The organism is Ectothiorhodospira variabilis (assembly GCF_022227625.1).
Classification (GTDB): domain Bacteria; phylum Pseudomonadota; class Gammaproteobacteria; order Ectothiorhodospirales; family Ectothiorhodospiraceae; genus Ectothiorhodospira; species Ectothiorhodospira haloalkaliphila.
Window position 1 is genome coordinate 12,268 of record NZ_JAJNAO010000006.1, and the last position, 17,059, is coordinate 29,326.

Below are 17,059 nucleotides of genomic sequence, written 5' to 3' on the forward strand. Positions count from 1 at the left end.
CCAGTGCCCAGGTAGACCAGAATCGGGCCTGACCTGTGCCGCTGAGCTGGGACTGGTGAGGTCAGTCGCCTCCTAGGTTGTTTACCCTGGCCGACCATCGGCACGGGGACGCCATAGCATGGGGCCGTAGTAGAGCACCCAGGGGGTGATGAAGGTCAGCCAGATCAGTGCGGTGGTCAGGTTCAATGGTCCCGTGTATCCCCCCGGTAGCCAGGGCGCATCGGCCGCCACGCGAGTGAGGGTGGCTCCAGAGAGTGATAGGAAGCAGGCCCAGGTGAACCCGTTGACCTGAAGGGCACGTCCTGAGTGCCCCAGCGTGACCCGGGTGGCCATGCCCAGGGTCATGGTGGTGATGAAGCCCAGGGCAAGGACATGCTGAGGTGCGTGAGCGAACCACCCGTGTCCGGTCGTCATCAGGATCAGGCTCTGCACTCCGTGCAGGAGCATGCCCACGGCAAACCAGGCCCAGGCGATGTGCAACACGGCCAGCAGACGGTGGGCGAGGGCGCGGCGAAAGCCCCAGTGCCAGGCGTGATGCAGCGCCAGAAAGGCGAGGGCAAAGTCGGCGATGAATCGCCATTGCCAATGCCCCGTCAAGGACAGCACCACATGACCGGTCACGGCGACCGCCATCAGTGGTATCGACCAGCGTGGTTGCACCGGGGTGTAGGGGCGAAGCACGCAACTGGAGAAGAACGGGATCATCCGGTGAGCGACGATCACCAGCATCGGGATCAGGAACAACCAGAATCCGGCCTTCAGGGAGAACGCATACCAGACGGTGGGAGCGCCCAGCCGCCACCCGAGCCAGGCTGCCGCGCCCAGCCATCCCATTACCAGGGCTGCGTTGAGCCAGGTTTCGTAGTAACGGTCGGCGGCGGGGGCGCCACGATACACGGCCCACAGTGCCGCCAGCGCCCAGGCCCAGCCGGCCAGAAACAGCACAAGCCCCAGGGTGACCCAGATGGGCTGAGTGAACAGGCCCAGGTAGAACAGGCCCATGCCGACGGTGAGGCCTGCCCAGGCCGGCACATAGCGGGACCGGGGGATCTCGGTCGTGTTCATCCAGCGGGGATAGGTGGTCATGAGAAAACCGAACATGAAGAACGGAAAGACCCCATAGAGCATCAGGAATGGATGAAGGGCAAAGCCCGGTACGTTCAGCGTGAGGGGTGACCACAACATGGTGTACCGCCCGGTCAGTTCGATGCCCCAGTGGATCATGATCAGCAGCAACTGGATCATGCCGGGCAGGAACATGAGTCGATGGGGTGCGGCGCTGTACTGATTCCAGGTCTTTGTCGCCAGGTTAAGCATAGGGGTACCGTGGGCGGGGAAATCAGAAGGGGAAGGCCTGTTTGGTATGAGCCACCAGCAGCATGCAGCCGAACGCGAGGATGGCCAGCAACCAGGCGGTGGCCCGACTGGCATCATGTCGGGCGAAGCGGAAAGCGACCATTCCCAGCACGATATACGCCAGCAGGGCGGTGAGCTTGGCCATCAGCCAGGGCTGAAGCACCACGTGCATCTGCCACATCCAGGCCAGCCAAAGCCCGGTGAGCAGAAGACAAGTGTCCACCACATGAGGGGCAATGCGCACGAACCGGTGCCTGACCCTGGGCGAGTGACGCAGGTGCAGCAGGCCACGAGCGATGAACCCGGAGATGGAGATCAGCGCCAGCGCGACGTGCAGGTGTTTGATGGTCAGATACATGGGGGGATTGTCGCGAGTGTGTGGCCATTGCCCCCTTGATCCTGATCAAGCGGTGCCAGCCGATGAGGCCATCGCCACGAATTGACCGATCCAGTTCCGTGCTCCGGCGATGTCGCGGATCGACCGCACCACCTACGCCCACACCTCAGGCCAGGCCATCGCGGCGCTGGCCGCCGGGGCGCGCATCTTCGGCGACGAGGAATGACTCGACCTGGCCGACACCGCTGCCGCGGACCTCGACCCGCAAGGCCGGCTCGACCGCCTCAAGGCGTTCTTCAACGAGGATCTGGGCGCCCATGCCTAACGGCTGGGGGACGAACTCGATCAGTGGATCGAGGTACCGACCCAGGCGGCGCTCGCCTGGTGGCTGCACTACCTGCCAGCCAAGGACGTCGCGGCCAGCCACGTCGACCCCCAAGCGGTCCGGGCCCGGCTGGAGATCCGGCCCGGCGCCGACCCGGACGACATCGCGCTGGGCTTCTTTGCCCTGCAGCGCAGCCTATCAAAGGACGAATAAGGCCGAGCGCGGGTGAGTCGCAGACATAAGCGACATCGGGCAGGATGTGTAACCGCCGACAGGGGTAGCCAGTACGCATCGCGTGTGTACCGGCAGCGCCTGGAGAAGTACCAGATGGTGGCCTCCATGAGCAGGAAAGGTGACTGCTGGGACAATGCTGTCATGGAGCGCTTCTTTGGTTCACTGAAAAGCGAGTGGCTGGCCGGCCAGCGTTACCTCAACCGTGAGCAGGCCCGGCAGGACATCGTTCAGTACATCGAGACGGAGTACAACAGCGACCGGCTCCACTCGTCCCTGGGGTACATCACCCCACAGCAACATTTTCTAGCGGTTGCTGCTTAATCCGTGTCCGCTGCGACTTGACCAGAACACCTCAGAGAGGGCGGGATGGGAGGCCTCGGGTAGGGCGGGACGTAACAAGGGGGGTCTGCGCGGCAAGGATCTCAGCTGACATCGGCGGGCTGCTGGATCAACCGTGATGATGTTCGATGGACATCGGGCCCGCGAACATCATCATGCCCAATCCGATCAGGATAAGCACCACGCCCACCGGGCGGACGATCTTATCGCCGGCACTTCCTGTCTTCTCGTAAAGCATCAGCAGTGCCAGAGGCGCCATCCAGGCAAGGTTTGCGATGCCCACGGCGAACATCACCAGCATGAGGGCCCAGCAGCATCCCAGGCAGAATAGGCCGTGCCTGAGACCCAGCTTCAGTGCTGCGGGCACGCCACGCTGGTAATGGGCCATCAGGAAGGCAACGGGATGGCGGCACTTTTCCATGCAGCGATCCTTCAGACCCGAGAACTGGAAGGCCCCCGCCAGTATCAGTACGCCACCCACACCCACCTGCGGCCGCGATGCCAGCCAGTGCCAGTGTTCGATCACTGCGTGAACGCCCAGGTACGTCAGGGATGCCGCGATGCCAAAGCCGGTCCATACGATCAGATATCCCATCAGGAACGCAGATCTGGCCGCGACAGGGCGGGGTTGCGCCGCAGCCATATGACGAAAATGGCCGATCATGGGCAATGTGGACGGCAGCATCATGGCGGCGATGTGGATCTGCCAGGCGGCCAGAAACACTCCAATGCTCGCCCAGGCCGCCATGTCCGGACTCAGCAGGTGATGATGATGGACCCAACCCGGGACGCCGGTGAATTCCGAGGCCAAAGCCAACGCCCAAGCCAACAGAATGGCTGTCAGCACCAGCGGCGACGCGCTCCATACGCGTCGCGCGGGGATGTCGGCCATCGTATTCACGGCTGATGCTCCATGTGCCAGGCGGTCTGAATGGAATTACGTCCCTCGAAAGACCAGGTCATGTCATGATTCGGCAGGGTTACTCTATAGCTGGTCGACTTGCCGATATAGGCCGGTGCATCCTTGACGGTCGAAAAGGCACTGTCACGCAGCGTTGCCGTGGTGCCATCCGGAGACGACTGGATGGGCGTAATCTGCGCCTCGACAATGCCCGGGATCCGGAACTGACCGTTCGCCTCGTTCACCTCGTGGATCACCGGGGCACGCTCGACGGCCACCAGTTCCCCCACCAGTCCCGCCAGATCCGCGAGGCTGCCGCCTAATTGGCCTGAAAAGGCGGACACCAGGGCATTGTGCTGGTGGTCGGTTGCTTGATCATCGATGATCAGTACGCTGCGCCAACCGCCGGCCAGGGCATTGCCCGGGATGTGCGCCACATTGACAACCGTGAGTCCGGAGACATCCTGGTCTCCGATCATTCCCTTATGCAGATGAAAGGCGATGACACCAAGGCATTCGCCCCCATCAGGATCCTCGCCGATGAAGCAGGGGCAAGGCACTCCGCAAGAACAGATTTCCAGCAAGGTACCATCGAGTTGATAGGCAGATTCGGTTGATTGGGACATGGGTACGCTCCTTTCGCCGGCTCAATCGCGCTGAGCCAGGGTCTTGATTGGGTCGATGCTGTCGCGCTCAGCGTCCGGTGCGATCTCGAGCAGCCGGTCCGCCCAGTCGCGCTGCTCCACCGCCAGCCGTGCCGGAATTGCGGCGAGGTGGAAGGCGCCGGGAAACGTCCCCTGGTGGGGATGCTGGTCGAATGCGGCCTCGCGGATGCTTTCTGCTGCTGAATCCTCCGTCGCACGCGCCTGCTCAATGGCCTCTCGGCCACGGGCGATCTTGGCATCGCTTGGCGTCGTGGCCCACAGCGGTTGGAACAGTGTGGTCGCCACGCCCCAGTGGGCCATGGCGCAATCGGGGTGGGCCTGGGCGATGGCGTCGAACTCGTCGCGGGCCTGAACGTACATCATGTGGTGCATCAGCCCCAGGGCATGATCAAATGCCTGCTGGGCGTCATCGACGCAGTCCGCACCGAACGCGACGGTGCCGATCTGCTGATCGTCACTGACCGATGTGTCGGTCTGTCGGTCATGCTGGGCTGCAACCGCTGGGGCGAGCATCGCGGTGAGTAGAATCACTGAAACTCTTGTCATCATCGACCTCCCGGCTCCGATCTCGGGGTGGGTGAGCACGAGAGGAGCCTTCACTCTTGCCAGGGTGGCCAGCGCAGTGGATTCCCGACATGGGATACCCGACTGGCAACCTTGGTGATGAGCCTAGGAGTCAGATTGGACAAGCGTTTGCATAATCTTGCGCATGGGCGACGGATCTTGCGGGTTTATTGTGGACACGTGCGCAGAATGAGTGTCCGGCCACTTCAGCCGAATCACCGTGGGACAGGTGGCCGAATGGCGTGGAACATGTGGATAGGGTAGGAAGTAATATGCCTTCAGGCATCCGATCGGGCCAGGACCGGGGTCTAGTCACGAAACTGCTGACGGTAGGTGCCGGGAGGTATGCCGGTGGTCAGACGAAAATGGCGCGCCAATTGCTGATGCGAATAGCCCGTGGCCGATGCGACCGCGCAGATGGGTAAGGAGGTGGTTTCCAGCAGCTCCCGGGCCCTTTGCAGGCGCAAGCGCGTCAGATAACGATGGGGCGGGTCCCCATGGGAGTGTGTAAAGGCGCGGGAAAAGTGCCATGGCGACAAGTGACACAGCGACGCGAGCTCGGCCAGGGTGACACGCTGATCCAGATGATCCTGCATGTACTCGATCACCCGTGCCGAGTGGTGTGGAGCCAGGCCCCCTCGACAGTCCTCCGCCTTGGCGACTTGTTGGGACAGACGGCTCAGACGGACCACCAGGGCGGCCGTTATGCCGTCCACAAAGATCCGCGCGGCCGGGTCTTCCCTTTCTATCTCCTGCCACAGAAGGGTCAGGCCCTGGATGATCAACGGGTCGCGGTGATGGCGTGTGTGGATGGCGCCGAAATCCAGAGGGTCACTGGCATCACGCTCCAGGCAGGCGCGTGCAAACTTACCGGGAATACCCAAAAAACGCAGGCGGGCTGGGCCGGCAACGCTGCAATAGGTATCAACGTTGGGAGCAACCGCAACAAAGTCCATCGGCTGGGTCTGTCCCGAAAATCGACCGGCCCCGATGTCGCAGACATAGTGGAAAGCAGGACCAACCGACTGGCTCAGCATCAGGTCGCTGACGGCCGGCGTGGAGAATTCGCCGGCATCTAGGGCGCCCTCCATCATGCTGAACCCACGATCCGGCGCCATACGAGACTCCCGCAGGGACGGCACCGACCGTTCCCGGGAACAGGCCTGCAGCATGTGTGAGCGTCCGTGTTGCATGATGGATCACCCCTTGTACGTCCCCGCGGTGACCAGCATGAAAGCCAGTCTTATTGCCTAGTATTTTAGTATATTATTTGGGGTTGTGAATGACAGTCTCTTTTGGAGCGGGGCTCGACGGAGTCGATTTCCTGAGATGCTCGTCCGAATATTGCTCCAGCCCCCATGGCACTCACTGGGTCTGCACTGCACGGCAGTGTATCTACCCCGACCGATCAAACTGAGGGCGGTACAGATGGGTACTTTTGGGGGGCGGTTAGACCCAAGGCGGGCATAGGGCCTGCACTGACCAGTGACTCCAGTGCCGCTCTGGACCGGACAGGTTATTCCCATGTTTTGGTGAGGCTCATGCGGGGCGAGCTCTTTATTTCGCCTCAGAGAGGGCGTGATGGGAGGCCTCTGATGGGGTGGGACGTAACAACTGCTGTCAAGGCAGGACTGTCGCCGGGCATTGGCGGGCTGAAACTGGGGGGCCGGGTCGGCCCCGTGATGGCGGCAGTCGTGGGCGTCGGGATACTGACCGGGTGGATCACCGTTTGAACGCTGTGCCGAGCGGTCGCTCGGCACAGCGCCTGATTGACTGCTCAGGTGGATCAAAATGTTCCTGCAGATCATTCCTCACTTGACTGAACGCCAAGCCCCATGACGGTAGCCGGGGCGTGCACCTTCCGGCGGGGGAAGCGGCCCCGCAACCTTTCGGTACTGGGGCCGCTTCCCCGTGCATCGAGTGGATTGCCGGTCAGGCATAGCCGTGCTTGATCAGTTTCAACTCCTGATAGAGCGCTATGCCCAAGCTCACACACATGAACAGCAGCACTATGGTGAATGGCAAGCCGGTGCTGATCGCGCCGGCCTGAAGCGCATTGAGGGCCGCATCGCCACCGATGGCGAGCAGCATGCCGGCCACCGTGCCCTCGAGCACAGCCCAGAAGATACGCTGTGGCGTAGGCGCGTCCAGCTTGCCACCCGAGGTGATGCTGTCGATGACCAGCGAGCCGGAATCAGAGGATGTGATGAAGAACACGAGGACCAGCACGATGGCCAGGAAGGAGGTGATGCTCGTGAACGGCATTTCATTGAGCATCTGGAACAGGGCCAGCGACGACTCGCCGATGCCGCTGGCCAGTTCACCCACGCCCTCCCTGACCTGATCAATGCCGCCGCCACCAAAGGCGCTCATCCACACCACCGTCACGAGCATGGGCAGGATCAGAACAGCGGTCATGAATTCGCGTACGGTACGACCTTTCGAAACACGGGCGATGAACATGCCGACGAACGGGCTCCAGGAAATCCACCAGGCCCAGAAGAAGACGGTCCAGGAATGATAGAAGGTGGTGTCCTCACGGCCGACCGGATTGCCCAAGGGCAGTATGTACTGGACGTAACCCCAGACAGTCGTGCCCGCATTGGCGGCGAAGGCAATCAGGCCCCCGGCAATCATGACGAAAATCAGCAATGCCAGGGCGACGAGCATATTGATGTTACTCAACAGGCGAACACCGCCGTGAATGCCCCGGATCACCGAGATCACGGCTATGGCGGTGATCCCGATGATGATCGCAATCTGCGTCATCAGGCCACCATCGACGCCGAATAGAAACGCCATGCCGCTGGCCGCCTGCTGCGCTCCCAGGCCCAGCGACGTCGCCAGACCGAACAGTGTGGCCAGAACGGCGAGTGTATCAATGACATGGCCGAACCAGCCCCAGACCCGGTCGCCGAGCAGCGGGTAGAACGTCGAGCGAATGGTCAGTGGCATGCCCTTGTTGTAGGCGAAAAAGGCCAGCGACAAGGCCACGACGCCGTAAATCGCCCAGGGATGCAGGCCCCAGTGGTACATGGTGGCCCCCAGGGAAGCCGTTGCATCACCGCCGCCCACATTGAGCGGAGTGCCGAACCATTCCGTGAAGTAACCCACGGGCTCGGCCACCGCCCAGAACATCAGGCCGATCCCCATGCCAGCGGCGAACAACATCGCGAACCATGACAGATAGCCGAACTCGGGTTTGGCATCCTGGCCACCCAGTCGGACTTTTCCCACCGGCAAGATGATCAGGGCCAGGCAAAACAGAACGAACAGGTTGCCGGCTGTCAGAAACAGCCAGTCGAACTGCTCTCCAATCCAGACCCGAGTCGACTCCAGGGCCTCTTTCGACACTTCGGGGAGGATCAGGGACAGAACAACAAACACCAGGATCAATGTCGCGCTGATGACAAACACAGGATTGTGAATGTCCATCCCCATGGCTTTGATGTTGTCCTGCCCGACTTCGTAGTCCGTGTCGTAGATTCGCTCGATCCTTTTTATTTCTTCTGGTTTGGGTCGACGCCCTTTGTGCTCGCTCATGAGTCATGTCTCCTTGGATAAGACCCGGCATCCAGGCCTCCCAGGTTGATCCATGGTTGGCTTTTAGCTGAGTGTAGTGCTCATTGGCATAAGATCAACCGGGGTATTCTCTCCCGGGGCTATATGTGCAGCTGCCCAGCACGGGCCGCTACCTTGCTCCAGGAACTCATGTGGTCACTGCTGTCCCAATCCATGTAAGCCACCAGAAAAAGGAGGCAGTCATGAAGATCGCCGACGCAATGACAAAGAGTATCGACACCATCACCGGTGGATCATCGATCACGGACGCAGCCAGGAAAATGCGGGATATGGGGACTGGTTTTCTGCCGGTCACCGATGCTGATCAGGAACGGTTGATCGGTGTCACGACTGACCGGGACATGGTCATTCGTTGTCTCGCCGAGGGCAAGGATCCTTCCCATACCCCGGTCCAGGAAGCCATGAGCGAGAAGGTGCTGTACTGCTTTGCCAACGACGAGCTGGATGCTGCCGCGCAAAGCATGGCCGATCAACAGGTCTATCGGCTGGTCGTCCTGGACAGCCCGGAATCCAAGCGCCTGAGCGGCATCATCACCGTGGGTGATATTCGCCGCCATGGGGACGAAGCAGCCGCCGAGCGGGCCGCAGAGAGGATTGCGGACGCCGCTTGAACCTCCGACGGCCTGCAGGACCGCTGCCTGCGGAATGGATTCCGCTCGACTGACATGCACCGAACCTGCATCGATATGAGGAGTTCAGACATGAAAACCATCGATCGTGAACAACTCAAGCGAATGAATGAAGAGCATCATGAGGATTTCGTACTCATCAACGTGCTTCCCCGGGAGGTCTTCAATAAACGACACATCCGGACTTCCATCAATATCCCCGTGGGATCCGATGACTTTGCCGAGCAGGTGGATCGCGTCGTCGGGGGCAAGGATCGCAAGATCGTGGTCTATTGCGCCAACTTTGACTGCGATGCCTCCCGCAAGGCCGCAGCGAAGCTCGACAATACCGGCTTCACTGATGTCCTTGACTATGAGGGCGGCACCCAGGACTGGTTCGAGCAGAAAAAAGCCGCCTGAGTATCGTGTAGGTCAATCGGCCTGAAGCATGCCTCGGACAATGTTCCGAGGTCTTTTGCCAGACCCGCGCCGGAGCAGGAGACACGATCCTCGTCTCCGGCGCGGTACTTACCGGTCCCCCGCACACTGACCGCCCTCGGTATCCCTTGCGCTGGGATAGATGAATCCGTAACGACCTGAGACTGTAAAGAATCACCCGTTGCGTGCCGGCGGTGCCATGAACTCAGGCCCTACCGGGTCGGTGATGTGGGTGTCGAGGATGCGGTCGATCTGATCGCGGTCTTCCCCGGTCAGCCCGATGTCCATGACCCGATGGACGGTGGCGACCTGCTCGGGGCGGCGTGCACCCCACAGGGCAATGTCGGCGCCTTGGTCCAGCAGCCAGCGCACCGCCAGATGCAGGACATCGCTTTCGAAACGCTCCCGGGCGAAGTGGTCCAGGGCCTGGACGGCCGCAAGATACTGGTCAAACCGGGGCGACTGGAACTTCGGATCGGACTGGCGCAGATCATCGCCGTCGAAGCGTGTGTCGGGCCCCATGCGACCGCTGAGCAGGCCCCGGCAGAGTGCGCCGTAAGCCAGGATCGTGATGCCGTTTTCCCGGCAGTAGGGCAGGACATCCGCTTCGATGCCCCGTTCGAAGAGGTTATAGGGGGGCTGGCAGGCGTGCAGGGGACCGATCTTGCGGAAGGTGTCCATCTGCGCGGGACTGAAGTTGCTGACACCGACGGCGCGTATCTTGCCTTCCCGCAGCAATCGGCCCATGGCCTCGGCGGTCTCCTCCATGGGCGTTACCGGGTCGGGCCAGTGGACCTGGTAGAGGTCGATGTAGTCGGTCTGCAGACGGCGCAGGGAATCTTCCACCTCGGCCCGGATGCGATCGGCGCTGGCGTTACGCAGCACCGCTTCTTCGGCGGTCCATTCCAGGCCCACCTTGGTGGCGATGAGGACGCGGTCACGGCCGCCACGGCGGCGGATGGCCTCGCCAACCAGTTCCTCGGACTTGCCGAACCCGTAAACGGGCGCGGTATCAATGAGGTTGATGCCCTGGTCCAGGGCGGCATGGATGGTGCGGATGGAAGTCTCGTCATCCGTACCACCCCACATCCAGCCACCGATGGCCCAGGTGCCCAGGGCAATGCGCGAGGCCTCGAAAGGGCTGCCTTTCAGTGGCGTGGTTTCCATGGTACCTCCCGTGCGTGTTTCGGATTGTTGGTGGCGATGCAGGACCAGACCGGCTGACCCGGGGGATCACCCCATGCGGCGCCGTGCCCCTCAGTCCCTGTGCTCTTCCCGGTCATCGTCCTCGGGTTGGACCCCCAGCTTCTGGCGTTCGAAGGCCACCGAGAAGGCGGCGATCTCTTCCAGGGTGAGGTGGATCTCGCGTATGCCGATGTCCCCTTCCTCGATGGCCTCGCGGCCCGGGTGATCGTCGCGGTTGAGCCACTGCCAGGTGATCTGGCCCGGGTAATACACCTGCAATTCGGTCCATTCCACCTCGGCGGTGTCCAGGTCGCCCTCCACACGCTGGGCCACGATGTCGGCGTCGTCCACGCCCAGGCCCAGGGTCTGCGGGTGCGAGACCAGGTGCCAGCGGGCGCCGGAGGCATCGGTATGAACGGCAAAGGCCACCTGATAGCTTCCGCCATCCTCCAGTGACTTGCTGTCCAGCGGGTTGGGGGCTTCCAGAGTACGGGTCAGGTGAATGCGCCAGGCGCCCTCCTCATAGCCGCCCGAGGCGGCGATGGCGCCTCGGCTCCCGGTGGGCTGTCTCAGGAAGCGCTGGGGCAGGACATCGCCCTCCTGCCAGTCGTGATTCGGGTCGAAGGGGACAGCGATTTCTTCGGACAGGTAGTACCAGTCATCCTGTCCGTAGTCACGGTCCATGAGGCGTTGCCGATCCATGGCCTTGAAGCCGGTGATGCCGGGGTTGAACATCCAGGCGGGTCGCTCCGCCTTGTCGTCCCAGTTGTCGGTGAAGGGCCCCTGGCCCTCGCTGTTCAGGCGATAGTGCAGCACGTAGTTGTTGTCCGCATGCCCTACCGGGTGGCTGCGATGGGCGCGCCATTGCCACAGGTCCAGGAAGTATCCCTGTTCTCGCAGGGCCTGTATCTCTTCGTCGGATTTGAGCTTGTCCCAGGAGACTTCATCATCAGCTGCGTCGCGACTGCCGGGCAGGTACTTGCGCACGTCGGAGCGGCCCATTTCCTCGCCCAGGACGGGATGCGCGCGCACTGCCTCGCCATCCGCGGCATCGGTGAGGGTGCGCATACCTTCATGGACGGTCATGTAGGCGCCATGCTCGCCAAAGTGGGGCACCGATCCGTCGTCCAGCATCATGGAGATCCGGTCCTCGTACAGCCCATGGGGATCCGGCCCTGGAGATCCGCGTCCGTAACGGACCCATTCACCGTCCTCGAAGATCCAGTACTGGTGATACCAACTGGGATTGTCGGTCTCGAACTCGTAACGGATCTGGATGTGCTCGTCGTTGTAGACCGCGCCCACCCGCAGGGTGCGCAGACGTTCCTCCTGGGCGGGGATGTACACGTTGCGTGCTTCGTCGACGAACTCCGGCTCGGCGGCCAGGGCCGACCCCGTCACGGTCATCGCCAGGACAGTGAGTACCGTACCCGGCAGGTGAAGCGGCTGGTGTTTCATGGGATCTCCTTGATCAAAGGCAATATCCACCGATGCCCTGACCCTATTCGATGGCTTTGCAGGAAATCAAGCATGGCCATGGCATGCATTCCCACCGGGCGTTCGGTGAGCCGGATTTTCGGGCATGGAGATGCCCGCTACAGGGTGATGACGATGCCGCCAGCGGCCAGGATGATCACCACTGCCCAGGCGGGCAATTTCCAGACGCTGAGCAAGAGAAAGCCTGTGAGCGCCAGGGCAAACTCCTGGGGACCCAGGATGCCGACGACAGCCGCATTGGCACCGCGCATCAGTGCCTGTGCGCCCACTCACCCACTCATCTGATCGAAGGCTTCCAGAGCCTGGGCCCCATAGACATAGGACGGGCCGCCGCCCATGTAGATGGACAGGCCGATGGTTTCCATGACCTCCTCGCGGGTGGCGCCGTGCTTGATGGCCGCCTTGGTATGGAAGGCAATACAGCCCTCGCAGCGCAGGGCGATGCCGATGGCCAGGGCCATGAGTTCCTTATGCTTGGCGGACACCGCTCCCTCGTGGCACGCGGCCTTGTCCATCGCACCAAAGGCCTTGGCGACCTCCGGGATGCCACTGCCCATTTCCTGCATGAGCCCACCCAGTTGCTTCGCGGTCTGATTCCAGTCTTTGGGCATATTCGTCTCCTGCGTGTTTCTATTGATGGATGTCAAGGTTTAATATCTAACGGTCGTTAGAGTGTGCTACAGACAATTTGAGTGCCGCAACCCTTTGCCATGACCCAGACCCATCGCACCCTTCAGGATCTGCTCTATGAGCAGGTGGCCCGCATCGGCAAGGCGCTGTCCAGCCCCAAGCGTCTGGAGATCCTGGATCTCCTGGCTCAGGGGGAGAAGTCGGTGGATCGCCTGGCGGAAGAGGCGGGTATCGATATCAAGCTGGCCAGCGCCCACCTGCGGGTGCTCAAGGAAGGCCGACTGGTCATGACGCGCCGACAGGGGCGTTTCATCTTTTATCGCCTGTCCGGCGAGGACGTGGCCTCCCTGAACGTGATGGTGCGCTGCGTGGCCGAGGAGCACCTGCTGGAACTGCGGGCCACCCTGGAACGGATGTCGGGTGACATCGAGACGCTGGATGCCCGGAGCCGGGCTGATCTGCTGGCCCGGGCGCGCCAGGGGGAGGTGGTGGTGATCGACGTGCGTCCGCCGGAGGAGTATCAGACGGCTCATCTGCCCTTTGCCCGCTCACTGCCGCTGGCGGAGATCGAGGCCCGACTGGCTGAACTGCCGACGGATCGGGAGATCGTGGCCTACTGCCGGGGGCCGTTCTGTGTGCTGTCCGACGAGGCCGTGGCCTTGCTGCGGCGCCGGGGATATCAGGCCCAAAAGCTCAGCGATGGCGTCTGCGAATGGCAGGCAGCCGGACTGCCGCTGGAATCCCCGGCTGCGGTTTCATCCAATGATCACGCGCACATGAGTGACCGCTAGTCCGTTCTGAAAATCTAAGGAGCCCACATGTCCACCTCATCTCGCCAAGGCATGGCCACCCGCGCCATTCATGGAGTATCCAGCCGGGATCCTCAGGGGAGTCCACACACCCCCATCTACAACACGACCACGTTCGGATTCGAGTCCACCGCCGATCTGCTGGAGGTGGTGGACGGCAATAGGCCCGGCAGTCTGTACACCCGCTATGGCATGAACCCCACCATCTTCGCCCTGGAGGAAACCCTGGCCGGTCTGGAAGGGGCCGAGATGGCCTGGGCGTTTTGCTCGGGGATGGCGGCCGAGACCGCCTTGTTCCTGACCCACGGTCGCGAAGGCATCATCTGCATGGGGGATGCCTACGGCGGCACCCTGGAGTTGCTGGAGAGCCAGTTGCCCCTGCTGGGTATCAAGACACACCTGATCCTCGGGCACGAACTGGACCGCCTGGATGCATTGCTCGCCGATGGGGCCAGACTGGTCTTCTTCGAGACCCCCACCAATCCGGCCCTGGAACTGTTCGACATCCAGGCCATTGCCGAGCGGGCCCATGCCCAGGGTGCACTGGTGGCCATCGACAACACCTTTGCCTCCCCGGTGAACCAGCAGCCTCTGGACCTGGGCGCGGACCTGGTGGTGCACAGTGCCACCAAGTACCTGGGTGGCCACAGCGATCTCACCGCCGGCGCTCTCATGGGCTCCAGCGAGTTGCTCATGCCCGTGTGGAACTGGCGCAAGAACCTGGGATCCATGATCGCCCCGGAAACAGCCGCATTGCTGGCACGCAGCCTGCGCACCCTGTCGGTGCGCGTGCAGCGGCAGAATGCCTCGGCTCAGGCCATTGCCGAAGCCATGCTTCGCCATCCCCGTGTGGAGCGGGTGCTGTATCCGGGCCTGCCCGATTTCCCGGGCCACGACCTGGCGGCCCGGCAGATGCAGGGTTTTGGGGGCATGCTCACCATTGAGGTGAAGGGCGGCGGGGAGGCCGCCACCCGGGTGGCGGATCGTCTGCAGCTTTTCGCCCTGGCCCCGAGCCTCGGGGGTGCCGAGAGTCTGGTGACCCAGCCGTGCACCACCACCCATCATGGGTTATCACCCGAGGAACGCACCCGCCGAGGCATCAGCGATGCCATGCTGAGACTGTCGGTGGGCCTGGAGGATGTGGAGGATCTGATCACCGATCTGGAACAGGCGCTCGAAGGCAGTTAGCTTGCACGGAGCCTTCGGGGGAACTGCCGGGGAGTTCTCCGTGCCCAACGTGCCACCACAGCCGTCTCAGTAGGGGATGCGTGTCCGCAGCCTGGGTCATTGCAGCCATTGTTACCGGAAGACTGGGTGGCTGGTCTGGGCCGAGAGGTGGCCGCACGGCAGCTCAGGGCCGACCACTGCCAACAGCGGTCATCAGTCGTCTCTTGGCGACCCGAAGCGGGCACTCAGGCGCCGCCCACGAACGACCCTTCACCGACATTCTGCCGACGCACGGAAACCTTGATCCTGAGATGGATTTCAACGTATGCGACCAGATTCCCGAAACCGGAATCGACCCCGCATCCGTCAGATCGCCACCTTCCAGTCCCGTAACTGGCCGACGGTCTGTGTCAGCCCCTGCTTGAGCAGCGTGTCCAGATACTCGTCAACCGTCTTGGGCGGGTTCTTCAGCGATCGGCGATGGTTGGCAGCCGCCTCACACACTTGGGCGGCGTGCAGATCCAGTAGATCAAAGATGAAGTCGTCCGGGTGTTGGGCGGTCAGGTTGTAACGCTTGAGCTGATCCGGCGGGAAATCCTTCAGGTTGAAGGTCACGATCAGGCTGGCGCCGCTGTGAATGGCGGCGGCCACCACATGCCGGTCATTGGCGTCCGGCAACTCGACGGATGCAGTCAAATGCTCAAAGCTGGTGACCAGGCTGTCGCGGACGTGGGCATTCATCAGCGACCGTGTCCGCTCCAGGTCTTCCGCCTTCAGGTCCGGCCGTTTCTTCAGAACGTTACGCGTCCACTCGTCGTGGATCCTCTCCGTCCAGCGCGCCCGGTACAGATCGGTCAGTGCCAGGCGCATCAGCAGGTCGCGCAGCGGTGCCGGGTAGAGCACGCACGCGTCGTAGATGACGGTGAAGTGCGAACTCATTCATTCGTACCCCATCTTGAGCGCCTGGGCCTGCTCGGCTAGTGCATCGAGGGCCTTGCTGCGCTCAGCGTCGATCCGCTCCTTGTACGCGACCACATCCTGGTAGCGGACGCGCCGGTGCGTTCCGATCTTGTGGAACGGGATCTCTCCGCGCTCCAGTAACTGCACGAGGAAGGGCCGCGAGACGTTGAGCACGTCCGCTGCGTCCTGGGTCGTCAGTTCGGCGTGAATCGGGATGATGCTGACCGCGTTGCCCTCACCGATTTCGGTCAGGACGTCGACGAGCAGCCGCAGCGCCGACACCGGGACGCGGACTGGATGCGACGCGCCTTTGTCGTCGAGGATCTCGATCTGCTGCGTTTCCGCGCGTGTCTGCAGGAAGGCGGACAACGCTCGGCCGCTCTCGCGGGCGATGGCAACTTCTTCGGCTGTCGGCAACGAATGGGTGGGAGAGAGTGTGGTCATGGCAGCCTCCTGGGAGCTTTTGACAGCGTCATGAGGCAGAGTGTAAGCGAAATAAACGAATAATCGAAATATCCGAAATAAGATGGTCTTTCCGGGCGGGCAGGCAGAAGGCACGCACCTACACCCATTTCGGCGCCAGACCGCCCCACAGTTGGCTCGTGGGAGGAAACGAGTGTCCTATGCCACTAGACGCGCTCAGCGCAGACTCGATCACCAGTCCCGACCGCGCTCGTTTTGGGCCTGGCGGTTCACCGCGAACGCAATGACGGTGTTTATCAGAAACAGCCTCGACGGTTCCCTCAGAGCGCGACCAACCATTGCAGCAGTTCCTCGGGGTAAGGCAGCAGCCAGATCAGCACCCCCAGGAGGATGCAAGCGGCAATGGAGCCCAGTGGGAAGTCCGGTTGCAGGATCTTGAGGGCGGAACCGAAGGAGCGTCGGATGCGGGCGTTGTTGATGTCGACGCTGTACAACTCGTCCAACACCAGGTGGATCAGGAACCCCAGGAAGATGGCGACGCCCTGCAGCCAGATCACCAGCACGTCCGCCGTCAGACACTGCAGACCCACGTAAACCCACCCCAGGCTCCAGCACAGGCCGACGACCAGGCTGTGGCACAGCCCGCGGTGTCGGCTGAGGCGCTGAAACAGCATCGCCAGGGGGTAGCGCACCACAAACCAGGCCAGCAGGGCCAGGGCGAAGATCTCGCATCCAATGGGCTCGATCTGGGGAAGCCAGTCCACCCGATGGTTGTAGGAAGCGGGCAGTATTGCCACCACTGCGGTGGCAGCCACCAGCGAGAGTGCCCCGAACAGGGCCCGCTGGGGCCGCCCGCCATCCACATCAATGTCGGGCAGAAGGGTGCCGGCCACCAGGAAGAGCATCAATCCCAGGGATTCCCAGCCATCCAGATTCCCCGTGGCCAGAGTGGCGCCGGCCAGGCCTGCCGCGAACATCCCCGCGACACTTACATGCGTTGCGAAATTGGCCATTTAGTATTTGTTGTTATTAAAAATCG

The 17,059-nt window shown here is 62.2% G+C and carries 18 protein-coding genes and 2 pseudogenes; 6 read left to right on the forward strand and 14 right to left on the reverse strand.

What is annotated here, in order from left to right; translation table 11 throughout:
• Positions 1-81: 81 nt before the first annotated feature.
• Together LPW30_RS08005 and LPW30_RS08010 are read right to left on the reverse strand one after the other, a co-directional pair.
• On the reverse strand, positions 82-1,317 hold the full coding sequence (locus LPW30_RS08005; RefSeq protein ID WP_239680570.1) for an NnrS family protein: 1,236 nt from the start codon (positions 1,315-1,317) through the stop codon (positions 82-84).
• A 22-nt stretch (positions 1,318-1,339) separates the two neighbouring features.
• A complete protein-coding gene (locus LPW30_RS08010; RefSeq protein ID WP_239680571.1) occupies positions 1,340-1,714 on the reverse strand; it encodes a SirB2 family protein in 375 nt (124 codons plus the stop codon).
• A 115-nt stretch (positions 1,715-1,829) separates the two neighbouring features.
• Between LPW30_RS08010 and LPW30_RS08015 the strand changes: the two are divergent.
• Both LPW30_RS08015 and LPW30_RS08020 read left to right on the forward strand, forming a co-directional pair.
• Positions 1,830-2,231 (forward strand): annotated as a pseudogene (locus LPW30_RS08015) (hypothetical protein); the annotation flags it as partial.
• Positions 2,232-2,573 (forward strand): annotated as a pseudogene (locus LPW30_RS08020) (integrase core domain-containing protein); the annotation flags it as partial.
• A gap of 127 nt (positions 2,574-2,700) precedes the next feature.
• Here LPW30_RS08020 and LPW30_RS08025 read toward each other — a convergent pair.
• The 5 genes from LPW30_RS08025 to LPW30_RS08045 form a co-directional block, all read right to left on the reverse strand.
• A complete protein-coding gene (locus LPW30_RS08025) occupies positions 2,701-3,483 on the reverse strand; it encodes a DUF2182 domain-containing protein (protein WP_239680572.1) in 783 nt (260 codons plus the stop codon).
• A gap of 5 nt (positions 3,484-3,488) precedes the next feature.
• The gene (locus tag LPW30_RS08030; RefSeq protein ID WP_025282971.1) at positions 3,489-4,118 is read right to left on the reverse strand and encodes a DUF1326 domain-containing protein; all 630 of its coding nucleotides are present in this window, start codon (positions 4,116-4,118) and stop codon (positions 3,489-3,491) included.
• 21 nt (positions 4,119-4,139) lie between these two features.
• Positions 4,140-4,688: a hypothetical protein gene (locus tag LPW30_RS08035; protein ID WP_238625633.1), complete on the reverse strand. Its 549-nt coding sequence runs from the start codon at positions 4,686-4,688 to the stop codon at positions 4,140-4,142.
• A 341-nt stretch (positions 4,689-5,029) separates the two neighbouring features.
• Entirely contained in the window at positions 5,030-5,893 is an 864-nt protein-coding gene (locus tag LPW30_RS08040; RefSeq protein ID WP_239680646.1) for a helix-turn-helix domain-containing protein, read from the reverse strand.
• A gap of 760 nt (positions 5,894-6,653) precedes the next feature.
• The gene (locus LPW30_RS08045) at positions 6,654-8,264 is read right to left on the reverse strand and encodes a BCCT family transporter (protein WP_238625631.1); all 1,611 of its coding nucleotides are present in this window, start codon (positions 8,262-8,264) and stop codon (positions 6,654-6,656) included.
• Positions 8,265-8,485: 221 nt separating this feature from the next.
• On the opposite strand from LPW30_RS08045, the gene LPW30_RS08050 reads away from it, so the two are divergent.
• Both LPW30_RS08050 and LPW30_RS08055 read left to right on the forward strand, forming a co-directional pair.
• Entirely contained in the window at positions 8,486-8,914 is a 429-nt protein-coding gene (locus tag LPW30_RS08050; RefSeq protein WP_090250319.1) for a CBS domain-containing protein, read from the forward strand.
• 90 nt (positions 8,915-9,004) lie between these two features.
• The gene (locus LPW30_RS08055; RefSeq protein ID WP_238625628.1) at positions 9,005-9,331 is read left to right on the forward strand and encodes a rhodanese-like domain-containing protein; all 327 of its coding nucleotides are present in this window, start codon (positions 9,005-9,007) and stop codon (positions 9,329-9,331) included.
• 192 nt (positions 9,332-9,523) lie between these two features.
• Here the strand turns inward: LPW30_RS08055 and LPW30_RS08060 are convergent, their stop codons facing one another.
• From LPW30_RS08060 to LPW30_RS08075, 4 genes are all read right to left on the reverse strand, one after another.
• Positions 9,524-10,516 carry an aldo/keto reductase gene (locus LPW30_RS08060; RefSeq protein ID WP_239680573.1) on the reverse strand — a complete coding sequence of 331 codons (993 nt, stop codon included), beginning with the start codon at positions 10,514-10,516 and terminating at the stop codon, positions 9,524-9,526.
• A gap of 90 nt (positions 10,517-10,606) precedes the next feature.
• Positions 10,607-11,992: an ethylbenzene dehydrogenase-related protein gene (locus tag LPW30_RS08065; protein WP_420796965.1), complete on the reverse strand. Its 1,386-nt coding sequence runs from the start codon at positions 11,990-11,992 to the stop codon at positions 10,607-10,609.
• A 137-nt stretch (positions 11,993-12,129) separates the two neighbouring features.
• On the reverse strand, positions 12,130-12,300 hold the full coding sequence (locus tag LPW30_RS08070) for a hypothetical protein (RefSeq protein WP_239680574.1): 171 nt from the start codon (positions 12,298-12,300) through the stop codon (positions 12,130-12,132).
• Positions 12,301-12,642 carry a carboxymuconolactone decarboxylase family protein gene (locus LPW30_RS08075; RefSeq protein WP_239680575.1) on the reverse strand — a complete coding sequence of 114 codons (342 nt, stop codon included), beginning with the start codon at positions 12,640-12,642 and terminating at the stop codon, positions 12,301-12,303.
• A 99-nt stretch (positions 12,643-12,741) separates the two neighbouring features.
• Between LPW30_RS08075 and LPW30_RS08080 the strand changes: the two genes are divergently transcribed.
• Together LPW30_RS08080 and LPW30_RS08085 are read left to right on the forward strand one after the other, a co-directional pair.
• Positions 12,742-13,452 carry an ArsR/SmtB family transcription factor gene (locus tag LPW30_RS08080; protein WP_239680576.1) on the forward strand — a complete coding sequence of 237 codons (711 nt, stop codon included), beginning with the start codon at positions 12,742-12,744 and terminating at the stop codon, positions 13,450-13,452.
• Between the two features lie 27 nt (positions 13,453-13,479).
• Positions 13,480-14,658: a trans-sulfuration enzyme family protein gene (locus LPW30_RS08085; protein WP_239680577.1), complete on the forward strand. Its 1,179-nt coding sequence runs from the start codon at positions 13,480-13,482 to the stop codon at positions 14,656-14,658.
• A gap of 345 nt (positions 14,659-15,003) precedes the next feature.
• On the opposite strand, the gene LPW30_RS08090 is transcribed toward LPW30_RS08085, so the two are convergent.
• The 3 genes from LPW30_RS08090 to LPW30_RS08100 all read right to left on the reverse strand — a co-directional run bounded on the left by LPW30_RS08090 (position 15,004) and on the right by LPW30_RS08100 (position 17,033).
• Positions 15,004-15,576, reverse strand: a complete 573-nt coding sequence (locus LPW30_RS08090) for a PIN domain-containing protein (RefSeq protein ID WP_239680578.1) — start codon at positions 15,574-15,576, stop codon at positions 15,004-15,006.
• Positions 15,577-16,041, reverse strand: coding sequence for a helix-turn-helix domain-containing protein (locus LPW30_RS08095; RefSeq protein WP_025282959.1), 465 nt, complete (start codon positions 16,039-16,041; stop codon positions 15,577-15,579).
• A gap of 299 nt (positions 16,042-16,340) precedes the next feature.
• A complete protein-coding gene (locus tag LPW30_RS08100; RefSeq protein WP_084306790.1) occupies positions 16,341-17,033 on the reverse strand; it encodes a metal-dependent hydrolase in 693 nt (230 codons plus the stop codon).
• Positions 17,034-17,059: the final 26 nt, after the last annotated feature.

Excerpts from the sequence above, each read along its gene's own strand:
- LPW30_RS08040 (WP_239680646.1), bottom strand. The coding sequence starts at position 5,893 with ATGCTGCAGGCCTGTTCCCGGGAACGGTCGGTGCCGTCCCTGCGGGAG.
- LPW30_RS08085 (WP_239680577.1), top strand. The coding sequence starts at position 13,480 with ATGTCCACCTCATCTCGCCAAGGCATGGCCACCCGCGCCATTCATGGA.
- LPW30_RS08050 (WP_090250319.1), top strand. The coding sequence starts at position 8,486 with ATGAAGATCGCCGACGCAATGACAAAGAGTATCGACACCATCACCGGT.
- LPW30_RS08045 (WP_238625631.1), bottom strand. The coding sequence starts at position 8,264 with ATGAGCGAGCACAAAGGGCGTCGACCCAAACCAGAAGAAATAAAAAGG.
- LPW30_RS08030 (WP_025282971.1), bottom strand. The coding sequence starts at position 4,118 with ATGTCCCAATCAACCGAATCTGCCTATCAACTCGATGGTACCTTGCTG.
- LPW30_RS08010 (WP_239680571.1), bottom strand. The coding sequence starts at position 1,714 with ATGTATCTGACCATCAAACACCTGCACGTCGCGCTGGCGCTGATCTCC.
- LPW30_RS08025 (WP_239680572.1), bottom strand. The coding sequence starts at position 3,483 with ATGGCCGACATCCCCGCGCGACGCGTATGGAGCGCGTCGCCGCTGGTG.
- LPW30_RS08060 (WP_239680573.1), bottom strand. The coding sequence starts at position 10,516 with ATGGAAACCACGCCACTGAAAGGCAGCCCTTTCGAGGCCTCGCGCATT.
- LPW30_RS08065 (WP_420796965.1), bottom strand. The coding sequence starts at position 11,992 with ATGAAACACCAGCCGCTTCACCTGCCGGGTACGGTACTCACTGTCCTG.
- LPW30_RS08095 (WP_025282959.1), bottom strand. The coding sequence starts at position 16,041 with ATGACCACACTCTCTCCCACCCATTCGTTGCCGACAGCCGAAGAAGTT.
- LPW30_RS08090 (WP_239680578.1), bottom strand. The coding sequence starts at position 15,576 with ATGAGTTCGCACTTCACCGTCATCTACGACGCGTGCGTGCTCTACCCG.
- LPW30_RS08080 (WP_239680576.1), top strand. The coding sequence starts at position 12,742 with ATGACCCAGACCCATCGCACCCTTCAGGATCTGCTCTATGAGCAGGTG.
- LPW30_RS08100 (WP_084306790.1), bottom strand. The coding sequence starts at position 17,033 with ATGGCCAATTTCGCAACGCATGTAAGTGTCGCGGGGATGTTCGCGGCA.
- LPW30_RS08005 (WP_239680570.1), bottom strand. The coding sequence starts at position 1,317 with ATGCTTAACCTGGCGACAAAGACCTGGAATCAGTACAGCGCCGCACCC.
- LPW30_RS08055 (WP_238625628.1), top strand. The coding sequence starts at position 9,005 with ATGAAAACCATCGATCGTGAACAACTCAAGCGAATGAATGAAGAGCAT.
- LPW30_RS08075 (WP_239680575.1), bottom strand. The coding sequence starts at position 12,642 with ATGCCCAAAGACTGGAATCAGACCGCGAAGCAACTGGGTGGGCTCATG.